At 30.2% G+C, this 19,651-nt stretch carries 19 protein-coding genes; 14 read left to right on the forward strand and 5 right to left on the reverse strand.

Annotation, left to right across the window (positions count from 1 at the left end; translation table 11 throughout):
- Positions 1-17 precede the first annotated feature (17 nt).
- A complete protein-coding gene (locus V7R38_RS07050) occupies positions 18-392 on the reverse strand; it encodes a DUF2237 family protein (RefSeq protein ID WP_438825589.1) in 375 nt (124 codons plus the stop codon).
- 349 nt (positions 393-741) lie between these two features.
- Between V7R38_RS07050 and V7R38_RS07055 the strand changes: the two genes are divergently transcribed.
- The 9 genes from V7R38_RS07055 to V7R38_RS07095 all read left to right on the forward strand — a co-directional run bounded on the left by V7R38_RS07055 (position 742) and on the right by V7R38_RS07095 (position 10,942).
- The gene (locus V7R38_RS07055) at positions 742-1,566 is read left to right on the forward strand and encodes a prephenate dehydratase (protein WP_015480977.1); all 825 of its coding nucleotides are present in this window, start codon (positions 742-744) and stop codon (positions 1,564-1,566) included.
- Positions 1,563-2,705 carry a pyridoxal phosphate-dependent aminotransferase gene (locus V7R38_RS07060; protein WP_334057009.1) on the forward strand — a complete coding sequence of 381 codons (1,143 nt, stop codon included), beginning with the start codon at positions 1,563-1,565 and terminating at the stop codon, positions 2,703-2,705. The genes V7R38_RS07055 and V7R38_RS07060 overlap by 4 nt, the downstream gene beginning before the upstream one ends.
- 3 nt (positions 2,706-2,708) lie before the next feature.
- Entirely contained in the window at positions 2,709-3,560 is an 852-nt protein-coding gene (locus tag V7R38_RS07065; RefSeq protein WP_334057011.1) for a prephenate dehydrogenase, read from the forward strand.
- A gap of 21 nt (positions 3,561-3,581) precedes the next feature.
- Positions 3,582-4,664 (forward strand): bifunctional 3-deoxy-7-phosphoheptulonate synthase/chorismate mutase type II, encoded by a 1,083-nt coding sequence (locus tag V7R38_RS07070; RefSeq protein WP_334057012.1) that lies wholly within the window; start codon positions 3,582-3,584, stop codon positions 4,662-4,664.
- Between the two features lie 91 nt (positions 4,665-4,755).
- Positions 4,756-5,718 (forward strand): ribosome small subunit-dependent GTPase A, encoded by a 963-nt coding sequence (gene rsgA, locus V7R38_RS07075; protein ID WP_334057014.1) that lies wholly within the window; start codon positions 4,756-4,758, stop codon positions 5,716-5,718.
- A 5-nt stretch (positions 5,719-5,723) separates the two neighbouring features.
- A complete protein-coding gene (gene dtd / locus V7R38_RS07080) occupies positions 5,724-6,179 on the forward strand; it encodes a D-aminoacyl-tRNA deacylase (RefSeq protein WP_334057016.1) in 456 nt (151 codons plus the stop codon).
- An 87-nt stretch (positions 6,180-6,266) separates the two neighbouring features.
- Entirely contained in the window at positions 6,267-6,911 is a 645-nt protein-coding gene (locus V7R38_RS07085) for a YceI family protein (RefSeq protein WP_334057018.1), read from the forward strand.
- A gap of 81 nt (positions 6,912-6,992) precedes the next feature.
- Positions 6,993-8,906 (forward strand): DUF3857 domain-containing protein, encoded by a 1,914-nt coding sequence (locus tag V7R38_RS07090; protein ID WP_334057020.1) that lies wholly within the window; start codon positions 6,993-6,995, stop codon positions 8,904-8,906.
- Positions 8,906-10,942 carry a DUF3857 domain-containing protein gene (locus V7R38_RS07095; protein ID WP_334057022.1) on the forward strand — a complete coding sequence of 679 codons (2,037 nt, stop codon included), beginning with the start codon at positions 8,906-8,908 and terminating at the stop codon, positions 10,940-10,942. Before V7R38_RS07090 ends, V7R38_RS07095 begins: the two co-directional genes overlap by 1 nt.
- Positions 10,943-10,994: 52 nt before the next feature.
- Here the strand turns inward: V7R38_RS07095 and V7R38_RS07100 are convergent, their stop codons facing one another.
- The gene (locus V7R38_RS07100; protein WP_334057024.1) at positions 10,995-11,453 is read right to left on the reverse strand and encodes an Lrp/AsnC family transcriptional regulator; all 459 of its coding nucleotides are present in this window, start codon (positions 11,451-11,453) and stop codon (positions 10,995-10,997) included.
- A gap of 159 nt (positions 11,454-11,612) precedes the next feature.
- Here V7R38_RS07100 and V7R38_RS07105 point away from each other — a divergent pair, with 159 nt between their 5' ends.
- Positions 11,613-12,812, forward strand: coding sequence for an aminotransferase class I/II-fold pyridoxal phosphate-dependent enzyme (locus V7R38_RS07105; protein ID WP_334057026.1), 1,200 nt, complete (start codon positions 11,613-11,615; stop codon positions 12,810-12,812).
- A gap of 2 nt (positions 12,813-12,814) precedes the next feature.
- On the opposite strand, the gene V7R38_RS07110 is transcribed toward V7R38_RS07105, so the two are convergent.
- Positions 12,815-13,837: a metal-dependent hydrolase gene (locus V7R38_RS07110; RefSeq protein ID WP_334057028.1), complete on the reverse strand. Its 1,023-nt coding sequence runs from the start codon at positions 13,835-13,837 to the stop codon at positions 12,815-12,817.
- Between the two features lie 78 nt (positions 13,838-13,915).
- On the opposite strand from V7R38_RS07110, the gene nhaC reads away from it, so the two are divergent.
- Genes nhaC through V7R38_RS07125 form a run of 3 tightly spaced genes read left to right on the forward strand, consistent with a single transcriptional unit; the run spans position 13,916 to position 16,601 of the window.
- Complete coding sequence (gene nhaC, locus V7R38_RS07115; RefSeq protein ID WP_334057030.1) at positions 13,916-15,385, forward strand: Na+/H+ antiporter NhaC; 1,470 nt, start codon at positions 13,916-13,918, stop codon at positions 15,383-15,385.
- Between the two features lies 1 nt (position 15,386).
- Positions 15,387-15,845, forward strand: coding sequence for a GNAT family N-acetyltransferase (locus tag V7R38_RS07120; RefSeq protein ID WP_334057032.1), 459 nt, complete (start codon positions 15,387-15,389; stop codon positions 15,843-15,845).
- A gap of 27 nt (positions 15,846-15,872) precedes the next feature.
- Positions 15,873-16,601, forward strand: a complete 729-nt coding sequence (locus V7R38_RS07125; RefSeq protein WP_334057034.1) for a phosphatase PAP2 family protein — start codon at positions 15,873-15,875, stop codon at positions 16,599-16,601.
- Between the two features lie 2 nt (positions 16,602-16,603).
- Here V7R38_RS07125 and V7R38_RS07130 read toward each other — a convergent pair whose 3' ends face one another.
- Both V7R38_RS07130 and V7R38_RS07135 read right to left on the reverse strand, forming a co-directional pair.
- Positions 16,604-16,849, reverse strand: a complete 246-nt coding sequence (locus V7R38_RS07130; protein ID WP_334057036.1) for a hypothetical protein — start codon at positions 16,847-16,849, stop codon at positions 16,604-16,606.
- 24 nt (positions 16,850-16,873) lie between these two features.
- Positions 16,874-18,847 (reverse strand): putative porin, encoded by a 1,974-nt coding sequence (locus tag V7R38_RS07135; protein WP_334057037.1) that lies wholly within the window; start codon positions 18,845-18,847, stop codon positions 16,874-16,876.
- Between the two features lie 99 nt (positions 18,848-18,946).
- Between V7R38_RS07135 and V7R38_RS07140 the strand changes: the two genes are divergently transcribed.
- Positions 18,947-19,546, forward strand: coding sequence for a ribonuclease HII (locus V7R38_RS07140; protein WP_334057039.1), 600 nt, complete (start codon positions 18,947-18,949; stop codon positions 19,544-19,546).
- Positions 19,547-19,651 lie beyond the last annotated feature (105 nt).

Raw genomic sequence — 19,651 nt, forward strand, 5'->3', positions numbered from 1 at the left:
TATAATTTCTTGATAATTCATTCTTGGTCTTTTTTCTGAAATTCATACTTTTTTAAAAGATCTAAAGAGCAATAATCTAAAGATTTAATATGAGTTGCTTCGAGCTTAATAAAAGGAGCTTTACCTACTTTCTCAACTTGTAGCCATCTGGAAATACAAAGGCACCAGTGATCGCCAGGTTTTAAACCAGGAAAATTCCATTGAGGTATGGGTGTTATCAAATCATTACCCCTACTCAAAGAATACTCCAAAAAATTATTTGTTACAATGGCACAAACTGTGTGCGTTCCATAATCTTGTGCACCTGTTTTACAAAAACCATCTCTATAAAAACCCGTCAAAGGAGAGGTGCAACAACATTGCAGAGGTTGGTTCAAAACGTTTAAATCCAAAATATAAGTTTTATAAACCTTAAAGATAATCATTTCAAGCCTTAGAAATCAATGAATGAAATTGATATTAAAAGGATGTAAATTCACAATCAGATAATATTTTTAATCAATTTTGAATTATTGATAAAAATTATGGAATTCTTTTAATAATATTTGTGTATCTGAATTTAATCTTTAGATTTGTCTCTCAAACACAAGAAAAAATGTTAAAAACAACTTGGACAAGTTTCTATTTTTACTTTTATTTTTACAATAAAAGGAGAGACTTTGTATCATTTTGTTAAACATAAAACAATAAATATAAAGTCTCGAATTTAATTCGAGGCTTTTTTTTTGATATTATATTACGTTGAAAAAAATAATCGCAATACAAGGTGCAGAAGGCTCAAATCATCATAAAGTAGCTATTGATTTCTATGGTAAAGAAATTCAGTTAGCAGAATGCATGTCTTTTGATGTTTTAGTAGATAGTTTGTTAAATAATTCTGCAGATGTTGGGGTTATGGCTTTAGAAAACACAATTGCAGGCTCTATAATACCTAATTATGCACTTATAGATAATAGCAACTTGCACATTATAGATGAAGAATATTTAAATATTCATCATCATTTAATGGCTTTAAAAAATCAAACTTTAGAAGATATTAATGAGGTTTGGTCTCATCCAATGGCATTATTGCAGTGTAAAGAGTTTTTTAAAAAATATCCAAACATCAAATTAGTTGAAGATGTTGATACTGCAGAAGTTGCAAAAAGAATTTCACAGAAAAATTTAAAAGGTATAGCTGCAATTGCTCCTAAAATAGCTGCAGAAATATTTGATTTAGAAATTCTTGAAGATGAAATTCAAACGATTAAAGACAACTCAACACGTTTTGTAATTGTACAAACAAGTAAGCCAGCACTAAATGAAAATGTAAATAAAGCATCCTTAAAGTTTCAATTAGATCATAAAAGAGGAAGCTTAGCAGCTATTTTAAATGTGTTAAGCGATTGCAAAATGAACCTAACCAAAATACAATCATTACCAGTTATAGAAACACCTTGGAAATATTCGTTCTTTGTTGATATTACTTTTGATGATTATAAAGAATACAAAAAAGCAGCATCAATTTTAGAAATTATGGCTGAAGAATTTAAGGTTTTAGGAACCTATAAAAATGGTAGAAGATGATACAACCCGCAAAAAGATTAGATACTGTTCAAGAATATTATTTCTCTAAAAAATTAAGAGAGGTAAGAGGTTTAGCTGCTGCAGGTAAGCCAATTATAAATATGGGTATTGGTTCTCCAGATTTGCAACCACCAGCAAGTGTCTTAGATGCTATTTCTAATAGCCTGACTGATGCAAGTGCGCATAAATATCAATCATATCAAGGGTTGCCAGAATTACGTACTGCAATCTCTGGGTTTTACACTAGTAAATTTTCAGTAATATTAAACGCTGACAATGAAGTTTTACCTTTAATGGGAAGCAAGGAAGGAATCATGCATATATCTATGGCCTTTTTAAATGAAGGTGATAAAGTTTTAATTCCAAATCCTGGTTATCCAACCTATACTTCTGTTACAAAATTAGTAGGTGCAAATCCTTTATTTTATGATTTGTCAGAAGAAACTAATTGGCAACCCAATTTTGAAGCTTTAGAGCAATTAGATTTAAGCGATGTAAAATTAATGTGGGTAAATTATCCTCATATGCCAACAGGCACAAATGCTGCATTAGCAACTTTTGAAAAATTAGTTGTCTTTGGTAAAAAACATAATATTTTAATCATTAATGATAATCCTTACAGTTTTATTTTAAATGATAAACCTATAAGTATACTACAAGTAGAAGGTGCTAAAGAGGTAGCCCTAGAGTTGAATTCTTTAAGCAAAACATTTAATATGGCTGGTTGGAGAGTAGGTATGTTGCTTGGAAACTCTAGTTTTATTAATGAGGTTTTAAAGGTGAAATCGAACATGGATTCTGGCATGTTCTATGGCATTCAGAAAGGTGCAATTAAAGCATTGCAGTTATCAGATAAATGGTTTCAAGACCAGAATAAAATTTACGAAAAGCGCAGGAAATTAGTTTGGCAATTGGCAGATAAGTTAGAGGCCAAATACGACAAAAATGCAATAGGCTTATTTGTTTGGGCTAAAATTCCCAAGGGAAAAAAATCAGAAGAGGTGACAGATTCAGTGTTATATGATAAAGATATATTTATAACACCAGGTACTATTTTTGGTTCGCAAGGAGAGGGTTACATTCGTTTTTCTTTATGTGTAACAGAAGAAATTATTAAAGAAGCAATATCAAGATTTTAAATTATGAATGTTATTTATATTATTGGTGTTGGTTTAATTGGTGGTAGTTTTGCTATTGATATAAGAAAGGAAAATCCTGCTGCTATAGTTTATGGTATAGATACTAATGAAGGGTATTTAGATGAATCTTTGGCTTTAGGTGTAATTGATAGAAAAGCTACTTTAGACGATTTAGAAAATGCAGATTTAGTAATTGTAGCCATTCCTGTAGATGCTACAGTTAAATTATTACCAACAGTTTTAGATAAAATAGGCGATAATACTTTAGTTGTTGATGCAGGTTCTACAAAAGAAGCAATTTGTAAAGAAGTTGAACATCATCAAAAAAGAAGAAATTTTTTAGCAGCTCATCCAATTGCTGGTACAGAAAATTCAGGGCCAAAAGCAGCAATATCTGGCTTATATAAAGGGAAAACCAACATAATTTGTGAAGTAGAAAAAACAACTTTTAAACTTCAAGAGAAAGCTTTAGAACTTTTTAGAGCAATTGGAATGCGTATTCGTTACATGGACCCAGTTTCTCATGATAAGCATATTGCGTATGTTTCGCACCTATCTCACATAAGCGCATTTATGTTAGGAAAAACAGTAATCAATAAAGAAAAAAACGAACGCGATATTTTTGATATGGCAGGTTCAGGTTTCGAGTCTACTGTGCGTTTAGCAAAAAGTAGCCCAGCAATGTGGACACCAATTTTTAAACAAAATAAAGATAACGTAATCGAAACGTTAGAAGAATACATTAACAATTTACAACAGTTTAAAGAGTTGATGCAACAAGATAATTTCTCTGAAATTTTTAACGAAATGGAGAATACAAATTATATAAAACAAATTTTAAACGGCATAAAATAAATCGCCACAATTAATAGAAAAATGAAGAATACAGCAGCATTAAGAACATGGTTGGATGATATGAAGTTAGATCATCCACTAGTAATAGCAGGGCCTTGTAGTGCAGAAACTGAAGAACAAGTTTTAAAAATTGCACATGAATTAAAAGATTCTGATGTAAACTATTATAGAGCAGGAATTTGGAAACCAAGAACTAGACCAGGAAATTTTGAAGGAGTAGGAGCTTTAGGTTTAAAATGGTTAAAGAAAGTAAAAGAAGAAACAGGTATGAAAACCTGTACAGAAGTTGCAAATGCAGCTCATGTTAAGTTGGCTTTAGAGAATGATGTAGATTTATTATGGATTGGTGCAAGAACAGCAGTTTCTCCTTTTATCATGCAAGAATTAGCAGATGCTTTACAAGGCACTGATAAAATTGTTTTGGTAAAAAACCCAATTAATCCAGACTTGGCTTTATGGTTAGGTGGAATTGAAAGATTATACACTGCCGATATTAAAAATTTAGGTGCAATTCATAGAGGTTTTTCTACATATGAAAAATCTAAATATAGAAATGTTCCTGAATGGCAAATAGCAATTGAATTTAAAAATAGGTTTCCAGATTTACCATTAATTTGCGATCCTTCTCATATTACAGGGAACAGAGAAATGATTTTTGACGTATCTCAAACTGCTTTAGATTTAAATTTTGACGGTTTAATGATAGAAACACACTGGGATCCAGAAAATGCTTGGTCAGATGCTGCACAACAAGTAACACCAACTAAATTAAAGCAGATTATGCAAGATCTAAAAATTAGAAAGCAAACAGAAACAGATTCTACTTATAGAGATTCGTTAGAAAATTTGCGTGCTCAAATTAATGTTGTTGATGGTCAATTAATAGATTTGTTAGGTAAACGTATGAAAGTTGCGGATCAAATTGGTGAGTTAAAGAAAGAGCAAAATGTGGCTGTTTTACAATCTAGAAGATGGAATGAGATTTTAGGGAACATGATTCTAGAAGGTCAAGAAAAAGGATTAAGTGAAGAGTTTGTTTTAAGAATGTTTAAAGCAATTCATCAAGAATCAATCAATCATCAAGAAAGTATTATTAAAGGATAATACTTAGAATTTAATATTAATAAGCCACAAATTCTTTAAGGATTTGTGGCTTATTTTTTTAAATCGATTTTAATTCTGCATCTTTGTAGTAATGACAGGTATTGTATATAAATCTACAGGAAGTTGGTATTTTGTAAAGTCTGATGATGGCCAATTTCATCAATGTAGAATTAAAGGTAAATTTAGAATTAAAGGTATAAAAAGTACTAATCCAATTGCTGTTGGAGATAAAGTAGTTTTTGACCTTGAAAAGAAGGGTGATGAAGAAATAGGAGTTATAAAGAAAATTCTAGATAGAGAAAATTTTATTGTTCGTAAATCTGTAAATCTATCCAAGCAAACTCATATAATTGCTGCAAATATCGATTTGGTTTTTTTACTGATCACTATTAATAATCCACCAACTTTAACCGCTTTTATAGATAGGTTTTTAGTAACTACAAGAGCTTATAGAATTGAAACGGTTTTAATTTTTAATAAGATTGATTCTTACGAAATTGAAGAACGAGCAGAAATACTATATCTTAAAGATATATATGAAGCCATAGGTTATACTTGTTTAGAAGTTTCAGCAACAGAAAATATAAATGTTGATGTATTAAAAGATTTAATGGTAGGTAAAACTTCTATGTTTGTTGGCCATTCAGGAGTAGGTAAATCAACGTTAGTAAATGCAATAGAACCTAATTTAGATCTAAAAACTCAAGAAATTTCAGGTCAGCATAAACAAGGGCAACATACTACGACTTTTGCAGAAATGTTCGATTTAAGTTTCAATGCAAAAATAATAGATACACCTGGTATTAAAGGTTTTGGCGTTGTTGATATGGATAAGTACGAACTTGGAGATTACTTTCCAGAATTTTTTGCGCTAAAGCAATATTGTAAATTTAATGATTGCCTTCATTTAAAAGAACCACATTGTGCTGTAAAAGAAGCCTTAGAGGAAGAAGAAATTTCTTGGTCTAGGTACAGAAGTTATTTGCAAATTTTAGAAGGAGAAGAAGAAACAGAACATTTTAGAACAGATGTTTGGAACGAAGAAGATGATTAGGTGCTATGAGAGTAGTCGTTCAAAGAGTTTCTGAGGCAAGTGTTACCATCAATCAAAATAAGGTAGCAGAAATTGAAAAAGGGTTACTTATTCTTTTGGGTATTACAGATGATGATACCATAGAAGATATTGAGTATTTAGTAAGAAAAACAGCCAACTTAAGAATCTTTAACGATGAAAATCAAGTCATGAATTTATCGCTTAAAGACATCAGTGCAGAGGTTATTGTTGTTAGTCAATTTACTTTATATGCCAATACAAAAAAGGGCAATAGACCTAGTTATATTAAAGCTTCTAAACCAGAAATGGCAATACCACTTTATGAAAAATTTGTAGCAAAATTGGAGCAAGAGATTTGTAAAAAGGTGCAAACTGGTGAGTTTGGAGCAAATATGAAAGTCCGTTTGCTAAATGATGGGCCAGTTACTATAATCATTGATTCAAACAGTAGAGGTTTCTAAAAATAAATTAATTTTATTAAAAATAGTTTCCAAGGAAAATAAATTGTTATATATTTGCCATGGAAAATAATTTCAAAATAAAAAACCATGAAAAAATTAGTAGTATCCTTAGTAGTTATTGCATCAGTATTAACTGCTTGTAAAAATGAAAAAAAAGAAGTTGTAGAAACAAAAGAAGCTAAAGAAGTAGAAGTAAATGTGGCAGAGCTTAATAATGTAGATTTATCAACCTCTATGATTACTTGGAAAGGTTATAAGCCAACAGGTTCTCATAATGGAACTGTAGCTATGCAAGATGCAGATTTATTAATTGAAGATGGATCTCTTAAAGCTGGTGAATTTACGATAGACATGACCACTATTAAAGTAGAAGACATTCCTGCCGATAATGAAGGTAATGCAAAATTAAGAGGGCATTTAACTAGTGCTGATTTCTTTGATGTTGCAACATACCCAACCTCTAAATTTGTAATTACGAATGTTAAAAAGAAAGAAGGTAATAAAGTACATGTTACTGGTAACTTAACAATTAAAGATGTAACTAAAAGTGTTACTATTCCTGCAATGATGTCTACAGCAAATGGCGTTACTACTTTAGAGAGTGAAACATTTATGATTGACAGAGCTGAATTTAATGTAAAGTATGGTTCTAAATCTTTCTTTGACGATTTAAAAGATAAGTTTATCAATGATGATATGGAAATGTCTTTTGTGGTAAAAACAAAAGCATAAAACAGAAAAAAATAATTTTTTTTAACCCAAAACGTAATGTTTTGGGTTTTTTGTTTATTTTGGGGTCAATAAATTGCTTTAATGATTTCAAAATCCCCTAAAATTACATACTTCTTGTTGGTATGGTCTTTTATTAGTTTTTCTCAAAACCAATTATATACTGCTTATTCAATTCCTATTGAACTTAGAGAAGATGCAAACGCTGTTGTTAGAAACAGTAGCACAAGCATTAATATTGAAAGCATTAATGAGTTGGTTTACTCCAAAAAATATGTTGTTACAGTTTTAAATAAGTTAGGAGATTCAGATGCTAGAATTTCTGAAAGTTATGATGAGGATACTAAAATTACAAACCTGTCAGCCATTATTTATGATGCTTTTGGTAATGAAATTAAGAAATATAAAGAAAGAGATTTTACAGATGTAAGTGCTGTAGATGGTGGTTCTTTATATTCAGACTCTAAAGTAAAATACGTTAGGCATACACCAATTTCTTATCCTTACACCTTAGTTTTTGAAACAGAATATAGAACTTCAACAACAGGTTTTATTCCCTGGTGGGTTCCTGTAAATGGGTATTATTTATCAGTAGAAAATAGTAGTTATACCATTAAAAATCCTACTCAAATTCCTTGGAGGGTAAAAGAAGCTAACTTTGATAACTTTGAGATAGAAAAAAATAAAACTGAAACAGAAATACGTTTTTCACTTCAAAATCAAAAAGCGCTGGACTACGAACGCAATTCTATTTCCTCGCTAAAAATTTTACCTATAGCTAAGGTTGCTCTAGATAAATTTTATTTAAAAGGTGTTTTTGGGGAAGCTACAAATTGGAAAGAATTTGGCAAGTGGATGCATAGTTCTTTAATTGATGGTAGAGATTTTATAAATGAAACTACCAAAGCAAAAATTTTAGAACTGACTAAAAATGCAACATCGCCACTAGAAAAGGCAAAAATTGTATACCAATACATGCAAGATAAAACACGCTATATAAGTGTTCAAGTTGGTATAGGTGGTTGGGAACCTATAGCCGCTAATAAAGTAGATGAGGTTGGTTATGGTGATTGTAAAGGTCTTACAAATTACACAAAAGCGTTGTTAGATGTTGTTGATGTAAAATCTTATTATACCTTGGTTTATGCCAAAGATAAAAGAGATATAGATAAAGATTTTTCTTCTTTACAAGGTAATCACGCCATTCTAAATATACCTATTGATGGTAAAGATGTTTGGTTAGAATGTACAAATCAAACCATACCTTTTGGTTTCTTAGGAGATTTTACGAACGACAGAAATGTTTTGGTGATAACACCTGAAGGAGGTATTATCAAAAAAACAGCTGTTTATAAAAATCAGAATAATCTACAAACCATTTCTGGTCAAATAGATTTGCAAGAAAATGGTACTATAAAGGCGGATTTTAAAAGAACATCTCAAGGTTTGCAGTATGATGATAAAAGTTACTATGATAACCTAACTGAAAACGAATTAAAGAAACATTATAAAACCAGAGTTTGGAACTATAACAACAATCTTCAAATCGATAAAGCAGAGCTCGAAAATAATAAAGAAAAAGTTGAATTTGTTGAGGCACTTAAAATAACTATCAATGATTTTGCAACAATAAATAACAACGATTACATTTTCAGGGTTAATATTTTAAACAGAGAAAGCTTTGTGCCTAAAAGATACAGAAATCGTAAAATGCCTCTAGAAATTGATAGAGGTTACAAAGATTTAGATTCTATTACATTTAAACTGCCATCGAATTTTACACTCAATTATGAGCCTGCAAACATTGAGGTTAATTCTAAGTTTGGTAGTTATAAAATCACTTTTAAAGTTATAGATAAAAATACTTTTACTTATATAAAGGAAATAGAGATTAGGGAGGGTGTATACCCTAAAGAAGACTATAAGGCTTATCGTGCTTTTAGAAAAAAAATTGCAAAATCAGAAAATTTAAGAATTATATTAACCAAAAAACAATGATGATTAAAAAAATAATATTCGGACTTATTTTAATAAGTCAGGTTTCTTTTCATGCCCAAAATTATGAATTTGGTAAGGTCTCTAAAGACGAACTTCAAGAAGAATTTTATCCATTAGACTCAACTGCTGATGCAGCCTATTTGTATAAAAAAAGAAAAACTTACTTTAATTATGGCAACAATACTGGTTTTGAAGTTATAAATGAAGTTTATCTAAGAGTAAAATTATATACAAAAGAAGGTTTTGATTTTGCAACATTTAAATTGCCTTATGTAAGACCAGAGAGTGGAAAATCAGAAAGAATTTCATCTATCAAAGCAGTTACTTACAACTTAAATGAAAAAGGTAAAATAGTTGAAGATAAGGTGTCTAAAAAGTACATCTTCGATGAAACTACCAGTAAATTTAGGCATGTAAAACGTATTACATTTCCAAATTTGAAAGAAGGTTCTGTAATTGAATTGAAATATACAATGACATCTCCTTATACAGAAATTGTAGATGATTTACAGTTTCAGTATGGAATACCAGTAAAAAAATTGTCTATAGAAGTAGAAACTCCTGAATGGTTAATTTTTGCGAAAAAGAACAAAGGTTATTATTTAATTTCACCAGTCGAAACTGTAAGAAATGGGAGTATTACAATTAGAAATAAAGTAAGAACCATAACTAGAGAAGCTGGTCCTGGAGGAACAACTGTTGGTAGTACATATGACAATAATGAAATAGATATGGCTTTTAATAGTTCTACATACAAAGCTGAAAATATTCCAGCTTTAAAAGATAACGAACCTTATGTAGGTAGTGCATATGCATATAGAGGAGGAGTTAAATATGAGTTAGTTGGTACGAAGTTTCCAAACTCTATTCCTAAAAGTTTTTCTAAATCTTGGGATGATGTTACAAAGCAAATTTATAAATCTGACGCTTTTGGTAAAGAGTTAGAAAAAACCAATTATTATAAGAAAGACATAGATGCTTTAATTGCTAATTCTAATGTAAATCTAGAAAAACTGGCAATGATATTTCAATATGTGAAATCTAATATTAAATGGAATGGTTACACCAGTAAATATACAAATGATGGTGTTAGAAAAGCTTACCTAGATAAAACAGGTAATTCTGCAGAAATAAATTTGATGCTTACTTCTATGTTGCGTTATGCAGGTTTAAATGCAAATCCTGTGTTAGTAAGTTCTAAAGGAAATGGTGTACCACTTTTTCCTACTATTAAGGGATTTGATTATGTAGTTTCAGGAATAAAATTAGCAGATAATTCTATGGTGTTATTAGATGCAACAGAGCCTTATAGCATGCCAAATCAATTACCTGCTAGAGCTTTAAATTGGAATGGTAGATTGGTTACAAAAACAGGTGAATCTACTTGGGTAAATTTAAATTCATCTAAACACGCTGCAGAAGAGAATATGATTATGGTTAAAATTTCTGATGAATTAGAAGTAACTGGATTTACAAGAACTATTTTCGATAATTTTGACGCTCAGAGATTTAGAATTAGATACAATCATATTAAAGATGAAGATTTAATAGAAAGGTTTGAAGAAAACAATAATCTAGAAGTTGATGATTTTAAATTGGTAAATCAAGATAATTTAGCCAAACCAGTTGTTAGAAACGTAAAGTTCACCTCAGAAGATTTATTAGAAACGATAGGTAATAAATTATATATAGAGCCTTCTTTATTTTTAACAAAACGTAGTAATCCATTTAAGTTAGAGGAAAGAAAATATCCTGTAGATTTTACTTCTGCATTTAAAGAAACGAACAAAGTAACCATACAAATTCCTAATGGATATGCAATAGAAACTGTGCCTGAACAATTGGCAATTGCATTACCAGACAATTTAGGTTTTTTTAAGTATCAAGTAATAAATGGGGGCAACAAGATTAAGTTGGTGTCTTTATTGCAAGTAAATAGTTCAATGGTTCCACCTCAATATTACCAAGCATTAAAAGACTTTTATAGCAAACTTGTAAAAAAAGAAACAGAGAAAATTGTACTTGTAAAATCTTAGGTACAATTCAAGAGTAAATTAAAACCCAAAACGTAATGTTTTGGGTTTTTTATTATAAGAAAATAGCTGTTGTATTTTTAACTTTTTCTATGGCAAATGTACTATGAGTGCTGCCAATATATTTAATGGCAGTTAATTTGGTAACCATAAATGTTCTGTATTGTTCCATATCTTTTACGTATACTTTTAAAATATAGTCATACTCTCCACTTACATGGAAACATTCAGACACTTCTTCTAGTTTCAGAATTTCTCTTTCAAAGGTGGTTACATTTTCTTTGGTGTGCTGTATCAGTTTTACGTGACAAAAAACTAAAAAGGACTTTTCTATTTTGTTCTTGTCTATGATTGCTACGTATTTCTCTATAACACCTTCTTTTTCAAGTTTTTTAATTCGCTCATAAACAGCAGTTACAGATAAATTTAAGGCAATAGATAACTGTTTGGTTGTTTGTTTGCTATTGTTTTGTAACAGGTTTATTAGTTTTTTATCGATAACATCTAATTGCATGGATGGTAATTTTTTCTAAAAATGGATGGTTTTAATAAGTTTGAAAGATATTAAAACTATTTTAATTATAATTAATAGTAAAAAAAACTATAATTAAAAGTATTTGTTGATTATTATTCTGCTTATAGGTTAATTTGTGTAAAAATAAAGAATACAATTATGAACTATAATCCAGCAGATAAAATACAAGACTTACAATATTTTGGAGAATTTGGGGGTGTAAATCCTTCTATTTCAGATTCATCTACTTACACGTTTTTATCAGCAAAAACCATGTTCGATACTTTTGAAGGTAATGCAGATGGCTGTTATTTATACTCACGTCATTCAACACCATCTAATTTATATTTGGGTGAAGCTTTAGCGGCTATGGAATGTACAGAAACAGCAAATGTTACTGCTTCAGGAATGGGTGCAATTACACCTGTTTTACTACAATTGTGTGGCGCAAATGATCATATTATTTCTAGTAGAACTATTTATGGAGGTACTTATGCGTTTCTAAAAAACTTTACTCCGAAATTAGCTATAGATACTACTTTCGTAGATATTACAAAGCTAGATGTTGTAGAGGCTGCAATCACTAAAAACACCAAAGTTTTGTATTGCGAATCTGTGAGTAATCCGCTGCTTGAGGTTGCAGATATTAAAGGATTATCAGCTTTAGCTAAAAAATACAATTTAAAATTGGTGGTAGATAATACATTTTCTCCATTATCAATTTCACCAGTAAAACTAGGTGCAGATATTGTAATACATAGTTTAACAAAATTCATTAATGGCTCTTCAGATACTGTTGGTGGTGTAGTTTGTGGTACACAAGAATTTATTAATGATTTAAGAAATGTAAACGATGGCGCTTGTATGTTGTTAGGTTCTACTATGGATAGTTTGCGAGCTTCTTCTATATTAAAAAATATGAGAACTCTTCATATTAGAATGAAACAACATAGTAAAAACGCTCACTATTTAGCAGAAAAGTTTCAAGATGATGGTTTAAAAACGGTGTATCCTGGTTTAGCATCACATTCTTCACATGATTTATTTAAAACAATGATGAACAAAGAATATGGTTTTGGAGGTATGCTAACTATTGATGTTGGATCATTAGAAAAAGCAAATACTTTAATGGAGTTAATGCAAGAAAAAAACCTTGGGTATTTGGCAGTAAGTCTTGGTTTTTACAAAACGTTATTTTCAGCTCCAGGTAGTTCTACATCTTCGGAAATACCTGAAGATGAGCAGAAAGAAATGGGGCTTTCAGATGGTTTAATTCGTTTTTCAATTGGTTTAGATAATAATATTGAACGTACTTATCAAATGATGAAAAACTGTATGAAAGAAGTGGGTGTTTTGTAATATTAAATTCCTTTTAGGCGTTCAATAAAAGTTGCAAAATCTTCTTTATTTGGTGGGTTTCCATCAAAAGGTAAAATATCCCATTCGTTATTTTCATTGTATAGGGTAAAATTAAAAATTGATGAATTCAAATCATCAGGATTTAACATTGGGTAACGTAAATCGACATATTTATAAGTACCAATTTTATCCTTTTTACTTATGTCATAATATTGATTGCTAAACCAAGCTAAGGTTTGTAAATTTTTATCGGTCATGTCAATTAGTGATGGGCTTTTATCTAAAGTAATAAACTTATCACTAATTGATTTTTTATCTAATAAAGAATAAAAAGTTAAGTGGTATTGCTCTTTCGTTTCTGCTACAGCATACCATAAAATATTATTTAGAATTGTGGGTTGTGCAGAAAATCTAGTGATGTCTATTCCTTGTTTTTCAAAAGAGTTTTTAAAAACATTATCTATATAAAACTTATTAAATACAGTGAAGACTAAATACAAAGAACTAATAAAAACCCCAGCCTTTAACCACCATTTTCTTTTGGTCTTTGTTCTGTTATAAAACATAAGGATGATCATACAAATTAAAAATGGTACTGTGTATAAAGGATCTGCCACAGAAATAGTATTGAATGCAACTCGATAATTAGAAAATGGCGCAAATAATTGTGTACCATAAGGTGTAAAACAATCTAAAATAGGATGTGTTAATATTGCCCAGAAGAAAAGTAAAACCCAATCTTTAAGTTCAGTTGTTCCTTTTCTTTTCGAAGTATTGTAGAGTTTATAGGTAAGCCATCCAAAAAGGAAACAGCCAACAATGGCAAAGAGAATACTGTGCATAAATCCTCTATGAAACGCCATAGCTTGAATTTCATTGCAGTAAATCCATTTTCCAATAAAAACGTCTAAATCTGGGATTGTACCTCCAATTGCACCAAATAAAAGTGCTTTGTTTCCAATTTTTTTGCCAAGTACAGCTTCACCACAAGCAGCGCCTAAAATAATCTGAGTTAATGAATCCATATTTACAAAAATACGTGAACCAATTTGATTTGCATAGCATTCTGTAAAATCGTAACATTACAGTAGAATTTATATTATATGCAAGAGAATAAAAACCTTTCTGAGATAGAAATTAATGATCAGAAAATTGTTGAAAACAAAGAGTTAAGTTTATTTGAATCTTTAATTCCGGTTGTAATTTTAATGGGCTTATTGGCTTATAATATCTTTTTTGTAGAAGGGCAAGAGTGGTTTGGAGCATATACCAATCAATTTATTTTATTAATAGGAGGTTTAGTATCTGCAATAGTTGGTTTCTTTAATAAAGTAACCATTTCTAGAATGGCAGCAGAAGTTTGGGAAAATTGGAAAAGTGTTTTTGTACCAATATTAATTTTATTTTTAGTTGGTGCTTTAGCAGGCTCTTGGTTAGTAAGTGGTATTATTCCAGCAATGGTTTATTATGGTTTGCAAGTATTAAGTCCTGCAGTATTTTTACCTGCTTCAGTAATTATTGCTGCAATAATTTCGATAGCAACAGGTAGTTCTTGGACTACTTCTGCAACAGTTGGTATTGCACTAATTGGTATTGGTAGTGCATTGGGTATACCTCCAGGAATGATTGCTGGAGCTGTAATATCTGGGGCCTATTTTGGAGATAAAATGTCTCCTTTATCAGATACAACGAATTTGGCGCCTGCAATGGCTGGTACAGATTTATTTACCCATATTAAATATATGGGGTATACAACTGTGCCAACAATTGTTATAACCCTAGTCGTATTTGCAATATTAAGTGGTACTATAGATACTTCAGGTAGCGCAGATATAAGTAATTTATTAGTTTCTATAGACAATACATTTAACATTACTCCACTATTATTTATTGTACCTGTGGCTGTTATTGCAATGATTTTAATGAAAACAAAACCTTTAGTTGCTTTAGGGGTTGGAGTTATTTTAGCTGCAATTTTTGCATTTATTTTTCAGGGAGATGTTTTAGAGGGCCTGTCTGACTCAAAGTTTCAAACCATTATAAACTCTATTTTAACTGATACTCAAATTGAAACGGATGATGAAAAACTTACAGAGCTATTTGCAGCAGGTGGAATGAATGGAATGCTTTGGACAATTTTTCTTATTGTCTGTGCAATGGTTTTTGGTGGTATTATGGATGCTATAGGTGCTTTAGCAAAAATAACCAAAAGTTTACTTTCAATTGCCTCTTCTGTTTTTGGATTGTTTGCAAGTACAGTAGTTAGTTGTTTGGGTTTAAATATTGTTGCTTCAGATCAATATTTAGCATTAGTAATACCAGGTAAAATGTTTAAACAAGCGTACGAAGATAAAGGCTTAGCACCAGAAAACTTAAGTAGAACTTTAGAAGATTCTGGTACTGTAACCTCTGTTTTAATTCCATGGAATACTTGTGGAGCTTATCAATCTGGAGTTTTAGGAGTTGGAGTAGGAGAGTATTTTGTGTATGCGATTTTCAATTGGTTAAGTCCATTTACCACACTACTTTTTGCAGCATTAAATTTAAAAATTAGAATGCTTAGAGGTAAGTAGAATGATTGTGAAAGCAACTGCTTTAGATGCTCAATTACTTACAAGTATTGCAATAGAATCTAAATCATTTTGGGGGTATTCATCAGAATTATTGAGGAGTTGGAAAGCAGATTTAACTGTAACCAAAACTATGATTGAAAACTTGCATTGCTTTAAAGTTTTAAATCATGAAGAAACAGTGGGTTTCTATATCTTAAATAAACCCAAAAACAAGAATGTTGAACTCGAATTTTTATTTGTAAAACCAAACTTTATTGGTAAAGGATTTGGGAATCAGTTACTTCAGCATGCTATTTTTAAGTCTATTACCTTAAATGTAAAAACAATAACTTTGTTGGCAGATCCTAATGCAGAAGCATTTTATAAATCGAAAGGATTTGTGGTAATAAATCAAAAAGAAAGCTCAGTGAACAACAGATTTTTACCAGTTATGAAGTTAGATTTAACAGACCATTTTTGATGACATTGCTAAAAACAATTTATTTTTATGTACAAACAACTTAAATTATTTATATCAAAATTTAAGGAATTTCTATCTCAGAAATTTAAAAAATACGATGGTAAAATTCCATATATAATTACAGTTGTTGTTACACTTTTAGTAGTTGTTTTAGGTATTAAGTTTTTCTTGAAACTAACTCGTAATTTACATACAGATTTATTGGCTGATTTTGATACAGTTGTAAGCGAATATGTAACTAGTTTTAGAACAGATGCTCTAACAACTTATTTTAAATTTGTTACAGATGTTGGTGATGCTTTAGGCTATTTAGTAGTGTTTTCTATTTGTTCCTTTTTGTTTTACTTGTTTTTTAAAAACTGGAAGTATGTATTACAATTGTCATCGATCTTAGTTTTAGCATTAAGTTCTAATTTAATTTTAAAGGAAATTATTAATAGAGAAAGACCAACGTTAGAGCATTTAGTTACGGTTAAAACTTTAAGTTATCCTAGTGGCCATGCAATGACAGCAATGGCCTTTTATGGTTTTCTAATTTATTTAATCTTAACATTTAAAATTAGTAAATTATTAAAGTTTGCTTTAGTTACAGTTTTATTGCTGCTTATTTTAAGTATAGGAGTAAGTAGAATTTATCTAGGTGTACATTTTCCTTCGGATATCGTTGGCGGATTTGTAGCAGGGTTTATTTGGGTAGTTTTCTGTATCTTGATTTTAAATATTCTTAAAGTATTTAAAGAAGACCCAAATACTTAAAATTATTTAGTTTTTTTGAAACTGAAAAGATTGAGCATTGCAGAAATAATAAGCAATAGCCAAGGTAATCCATGTAAGAGAACATCAAACCAATCTGCAGCGTGCATACCGTTTTCTGAATCAAAAGCATTGCCACCTAAAATCCATTGAATTTTGCCTAATAAGTGAGGAGGATTAAATGGAGCTAAGCCCAAAGTTAAGCTTGCAATTAGAAATAATTTCCAGTTATTTTTAAGTTGATTTTTCATAAAACATAATTTGCTTTTGTTTGGTTATATAAACCAATTCCAAACCAAACCAAAACGCACTGTAAAATCTCTGTAAGGATAATTAGGTGCAGAGAAATAATTCTTTTTAGTAAAACCAGAAGTAACATTATCTACCTTTAAATACAAGCGGGTTCTTCTAACTCTAGCATTAAAGAATACATCTATAGTTGGAAAACCTATTTCCTCATCATTCTGAAGTCTAAATTCAGCCAATAAAGGGTTATAAGCATTTACATTATATGCTGTAAAGTATTTAAAAGTTACACCAATATTAACAAACATGGCATCTCCTTTAAACCAATTATCAGAATAATAAAACGTGTTTCTGGTAACAAATTCTGGTACCCTAAATACTGAGTTTCCATTACTAACATTTTGATACATTACTGTGTTATCTAAAGCCAGTTTCCAGAATTTAAATTCACGATTCGCTTTTACTTTCAAGTATGTGATTTGATCTGCAAATTGTTGAGGTTTGCTATCTTCATCAAAATAGGTATAGTTATCAATGTTGGTAAAATTCACAGAACCATTTAACCATTTAGAGCTAAAAGCAAAACCTAAATCTCTAGTATTTACATTGCTAAATTCATTTTGCCAATTGTAATCATCATAGCTACTTTGATGCAATAACGTATTAAAATTTGGAGATTTAGAACTGATTAAAAGAGAACCTTTAATTGCAAATAAACTATCTTTTTCATAAACAGCTGTTCCTCTTAAATAATTACCAGATAACCTTCCAGATCCTGGAGTTATAGAGGCATCAGCATTTAGATTAAAGTTTTTAATTCTGGCATTCCAATCAGCCCCAAAAGAAATGGCATTGCTCTCGAGCCTTAATTTATTTATGGTACTATTTTGATTTAAAATAGTATCATACCCATAATTGTAATTGGTTAAATTTACTTTAGCTTTAAATTGACCAAGTACATATTTAGAATTGAATTCTAAATTCAATTCGTTGTTTGTTAACTTGCTATCAGCATCTGTATTTGTAGCTTCAGTTGCATTTGCATCACCAAAAATTGCAGTAGTATTTGTGGTTTGATTAAAGCCATAACTTTTATTTTCATTAGTAAAAACATGGCCAATCTTTAAATTACTAAAGTCTTTATCAGATAAAGTATCTTTGTTCGCCAAAAGTTTATAACTGTGTTCTAAATAAATTCTTGTGGCATCAAATTGACTTTCTGCATCATTTAAATTAACATCTAGTCTAGAACGTTGGTCAAAATTTGGGTCCTCGTTTATAAAATTGTCTAGAGCATCCGCAGTTAATCCGCCATTTTCTTGATGATAGAAATCTTGAGTAGTTAAATGCCCTCTAATTTCATATTGATTATTTTTAGTTCTATACCTGAACGTACCTCTAAAATTTCCATTACTTACTAAAGAGTTTCTGTAAGCTCCTAAAGACCTTAAACCTTTGTAAGAAAGCGAAACGTTTAATCGTTTAGAAAAATTTAGTGTAAAAATAGCATCTACAACTTGACCTTGCTGCAAACCTGTTCTGTACATAATTTCTGTGGTAGGTGTAGGCACATCAAAGTACTTAATATCGTCAACTTCTAAATAGCTAACTTGTTTTGCACTAAAACCAAAATCTGGTAGCCTTAAAATATTATTATAACTATATCCTAAATTATTAAAAGTTTGCCCTTGATTATGAAAAGGGAGCAACTCAAAATTATCGGTTCTCAAATAATTAAATTTGTAATCTTTTTTAATGCTTAGAGTAGTATCAATATAAGTGGTATCTCTATGATGAGAAATTATTTTATAATCTGTCCATTTTGTTTTTCCAGATAAAATAACTTTTGTAGATCCAGTTGTGTTTAAAGTATCTACTTTACCATCTAAGCCAATGGTAGTTGTTTTTTCTCTTTTAGCGCCAGCACCTAATTTTCTCTGGCTATGCAAGCTACTAAGTGAAAGTATAAATAGTAAAAAAGAAAGGACAAATGTTTTTTTCATTCTAAAAATCAACAAGGGCAAATGTAAAATAATTAAACGAAAATTGTTGTTAATAATTATATGTATATCTGTTAATTATAATTTTATTTTCTTTGTGTTATGTTAAAATCAAATTATAGTGGTTGCCTTTTAGAAGCAGGTACAGATGAAGCAGGTAGAGGTTGTTTGTCTGGGCCAGTTGTGGCAGCTGCTGTTATATTACCTAAGAATTTTTCTCATCCACTTTTAAACGATTCCAAGCAATTATCCGAGAAAAATAGGCAAATTTTAAAACCAATTATTGAAGAAAACGCAATTGCACATGCTGTATCTTTTGTGTATCAAGAAGAGGTAGATAAAATAAATGTGCTCCAAGCTTCAATTACAGGTATGCACAGAGCAATCGAAGCATTAGAAGTTACACCAGAATTTATTATTGTTGATGGGAATAAGTTTAGAAATTATAAAGAAATTCCTCATGAAACTATTGTAAAAGGCGATGCAAAATTTCTAAGTATTGCTGCAGCATCAGTTTTGGCAAAAACTTATAGAGATGAATATATGGAGAAGATTCATCAAGAATTTAGCATGTACAATTGGCAAAAAAATAAAGGCTACCCAACCAAAGAGCACAGAGATGCTATTCGTAAATTTGGAGCCACTATTCATCATAGAAAATCGTTTAAATTATTGCCTGAACAACTTAAATTAAAGTTGTAATTGTTAAGTTGCGATGTAAACATTATGATTTCCATTCAAAAAAAAATAAAAGTTTAAGGCAAGATTTTTATGGATAATTAGATTTTTAGCCACAAACTTTTTCTA

The sequence above is a fragment of the Polaribacter sp. P097 genome (genome assembly GCF_036864555.1).
Lineage (GTDB): Bacteria > Bacteroidota > Bacteroidia > Flavobacteriales > Flavobacteriaceae > Polaribacter.

What these genes read in the sequence shown, in the direction of transcription:
- V7R38_RS07060 (WP_334057009.1), top strand. Translation starts at nt 1,563, where the DNA reads ATGATACAACCCGCAAAAAGATTAGATACTGTTCAAGAATATTATTTC.
- V7R38_RS07065 (WP_334057011.1), top strand. Translation starts at nt 2,709, where the DNA reads ATGAATGTTATTTATATTATTGGTGTTGGTTTAATTGGTGGTAGTTTT.
- V7R38_RS07070 (WP_334057012.1), top strand. Translation starts at nt 3,582, where the DNA reads ATGAAGAATACAGCAGCATTAAGAACATGGTTGGATGATATGAAGTTA.
- rsgA (WP_334057014.1), top strand. Translation starts at nt 4,756, where the DNA reads ATGACAGGTATTGTATATAAATCTACAGGAAGTTGGTATTTTGTAAAG.
- dtd (WP_334057016.1), top strand. Translation starts at nt 5,724, where the DNA reads ATGAGAGTAGTCGTTCAAAGAGTTTCTGAGGCAAGTGTTACCATCAAT.
- V7R38_RS07085 (WP_334057018.1), top strand. Translation starts at nt 6,267, where the DNA reads ATGAAAAAATTAGTAGTATCCTTAGTAGTTATTGCATCAGTATTAACT.
- V7R38_RS07090 (WP_334057020.1), top strand. Translation starts at nt 6,993, where the DNA reads ATGATTTCAAAATCCCCTAAAATTACATACTTCTTGTTGGTATGGTCT.
- V7R38_RS07095 (WP_334057022.1), top strand. Translation starts at nt 8,906, where the DNA reads ATGATTAAAAAAATAATATTCGGACTTATTTTAATAAGTCAGGTTTCT.
- V7R38_RS07100 (WP_334057024.1), bottom strand. Translation starts at nt 11,453, where the DNA reads ATGCAATTAGATGTTATCGATAAAAAACTAATAAACCTGTTACAAAAC.
- V7R38_RS07105 (WP_334057026.1), top strand. Translation starts at nt 11,613, where the DNA reads ATGAACTATAATCCAGCAGATAAAATACAAGACTTACAATATTTTGGA.
- V7R38_RS07110 (WP_334057028.1), bottom strand. Translation starts at nt 13,837, where the DNA reads ATGGATTCATTAACTCAGATTATTTTAGGCGCTGCTTGTGGTGAAGCT.
- nhaC (WP_334057030.1), top strand. Translation starts at nt 13,916, where the DNA reads ATGCAAGAGAATAAAAACCTTTCTGAGATAGAAATTAATGATCAGAAA.
- V7R38_RS07120 (WP_334057032.1), top strand. Translation starts at nt 15,387, where the DNA reads ATGATTGTGAAAGCAACTGCTTTAGATGCTCAATTACTTACAAGTATT.
- V7R38_RS07125 (WP_334057034.1), top strand. Translation starts at nt 15,873, where the DNA reads ATGTACAAACAACTTAAATTATTTATATCAAAATTTAAGGAATTTCTA.
- V7R38_RS07130 (WP_334057036.1), bottom strand. Translation starts at nt 16,849, where the DNA reads ATGAAAAATCAACTTAAAAATAACTGGAAATTATTTCTAATTGCAAGC.
- V7R38_RS07135 (WP_334057037.1), bottom strand. Translation starts at nt 18,847, where the DNA reads ATGAAAAAAACATTTGTCCTTTCTTTTTTACTATTTATACTTTCACTT.
- V7R38_RS07140 (WP_334057039.1), top strand. Translation starts at nt 18,947, where the DNA reads ATGTTAAAATCAAATTATAGTGGTTGCCTTTTAGAAGCAGGTACAGAT.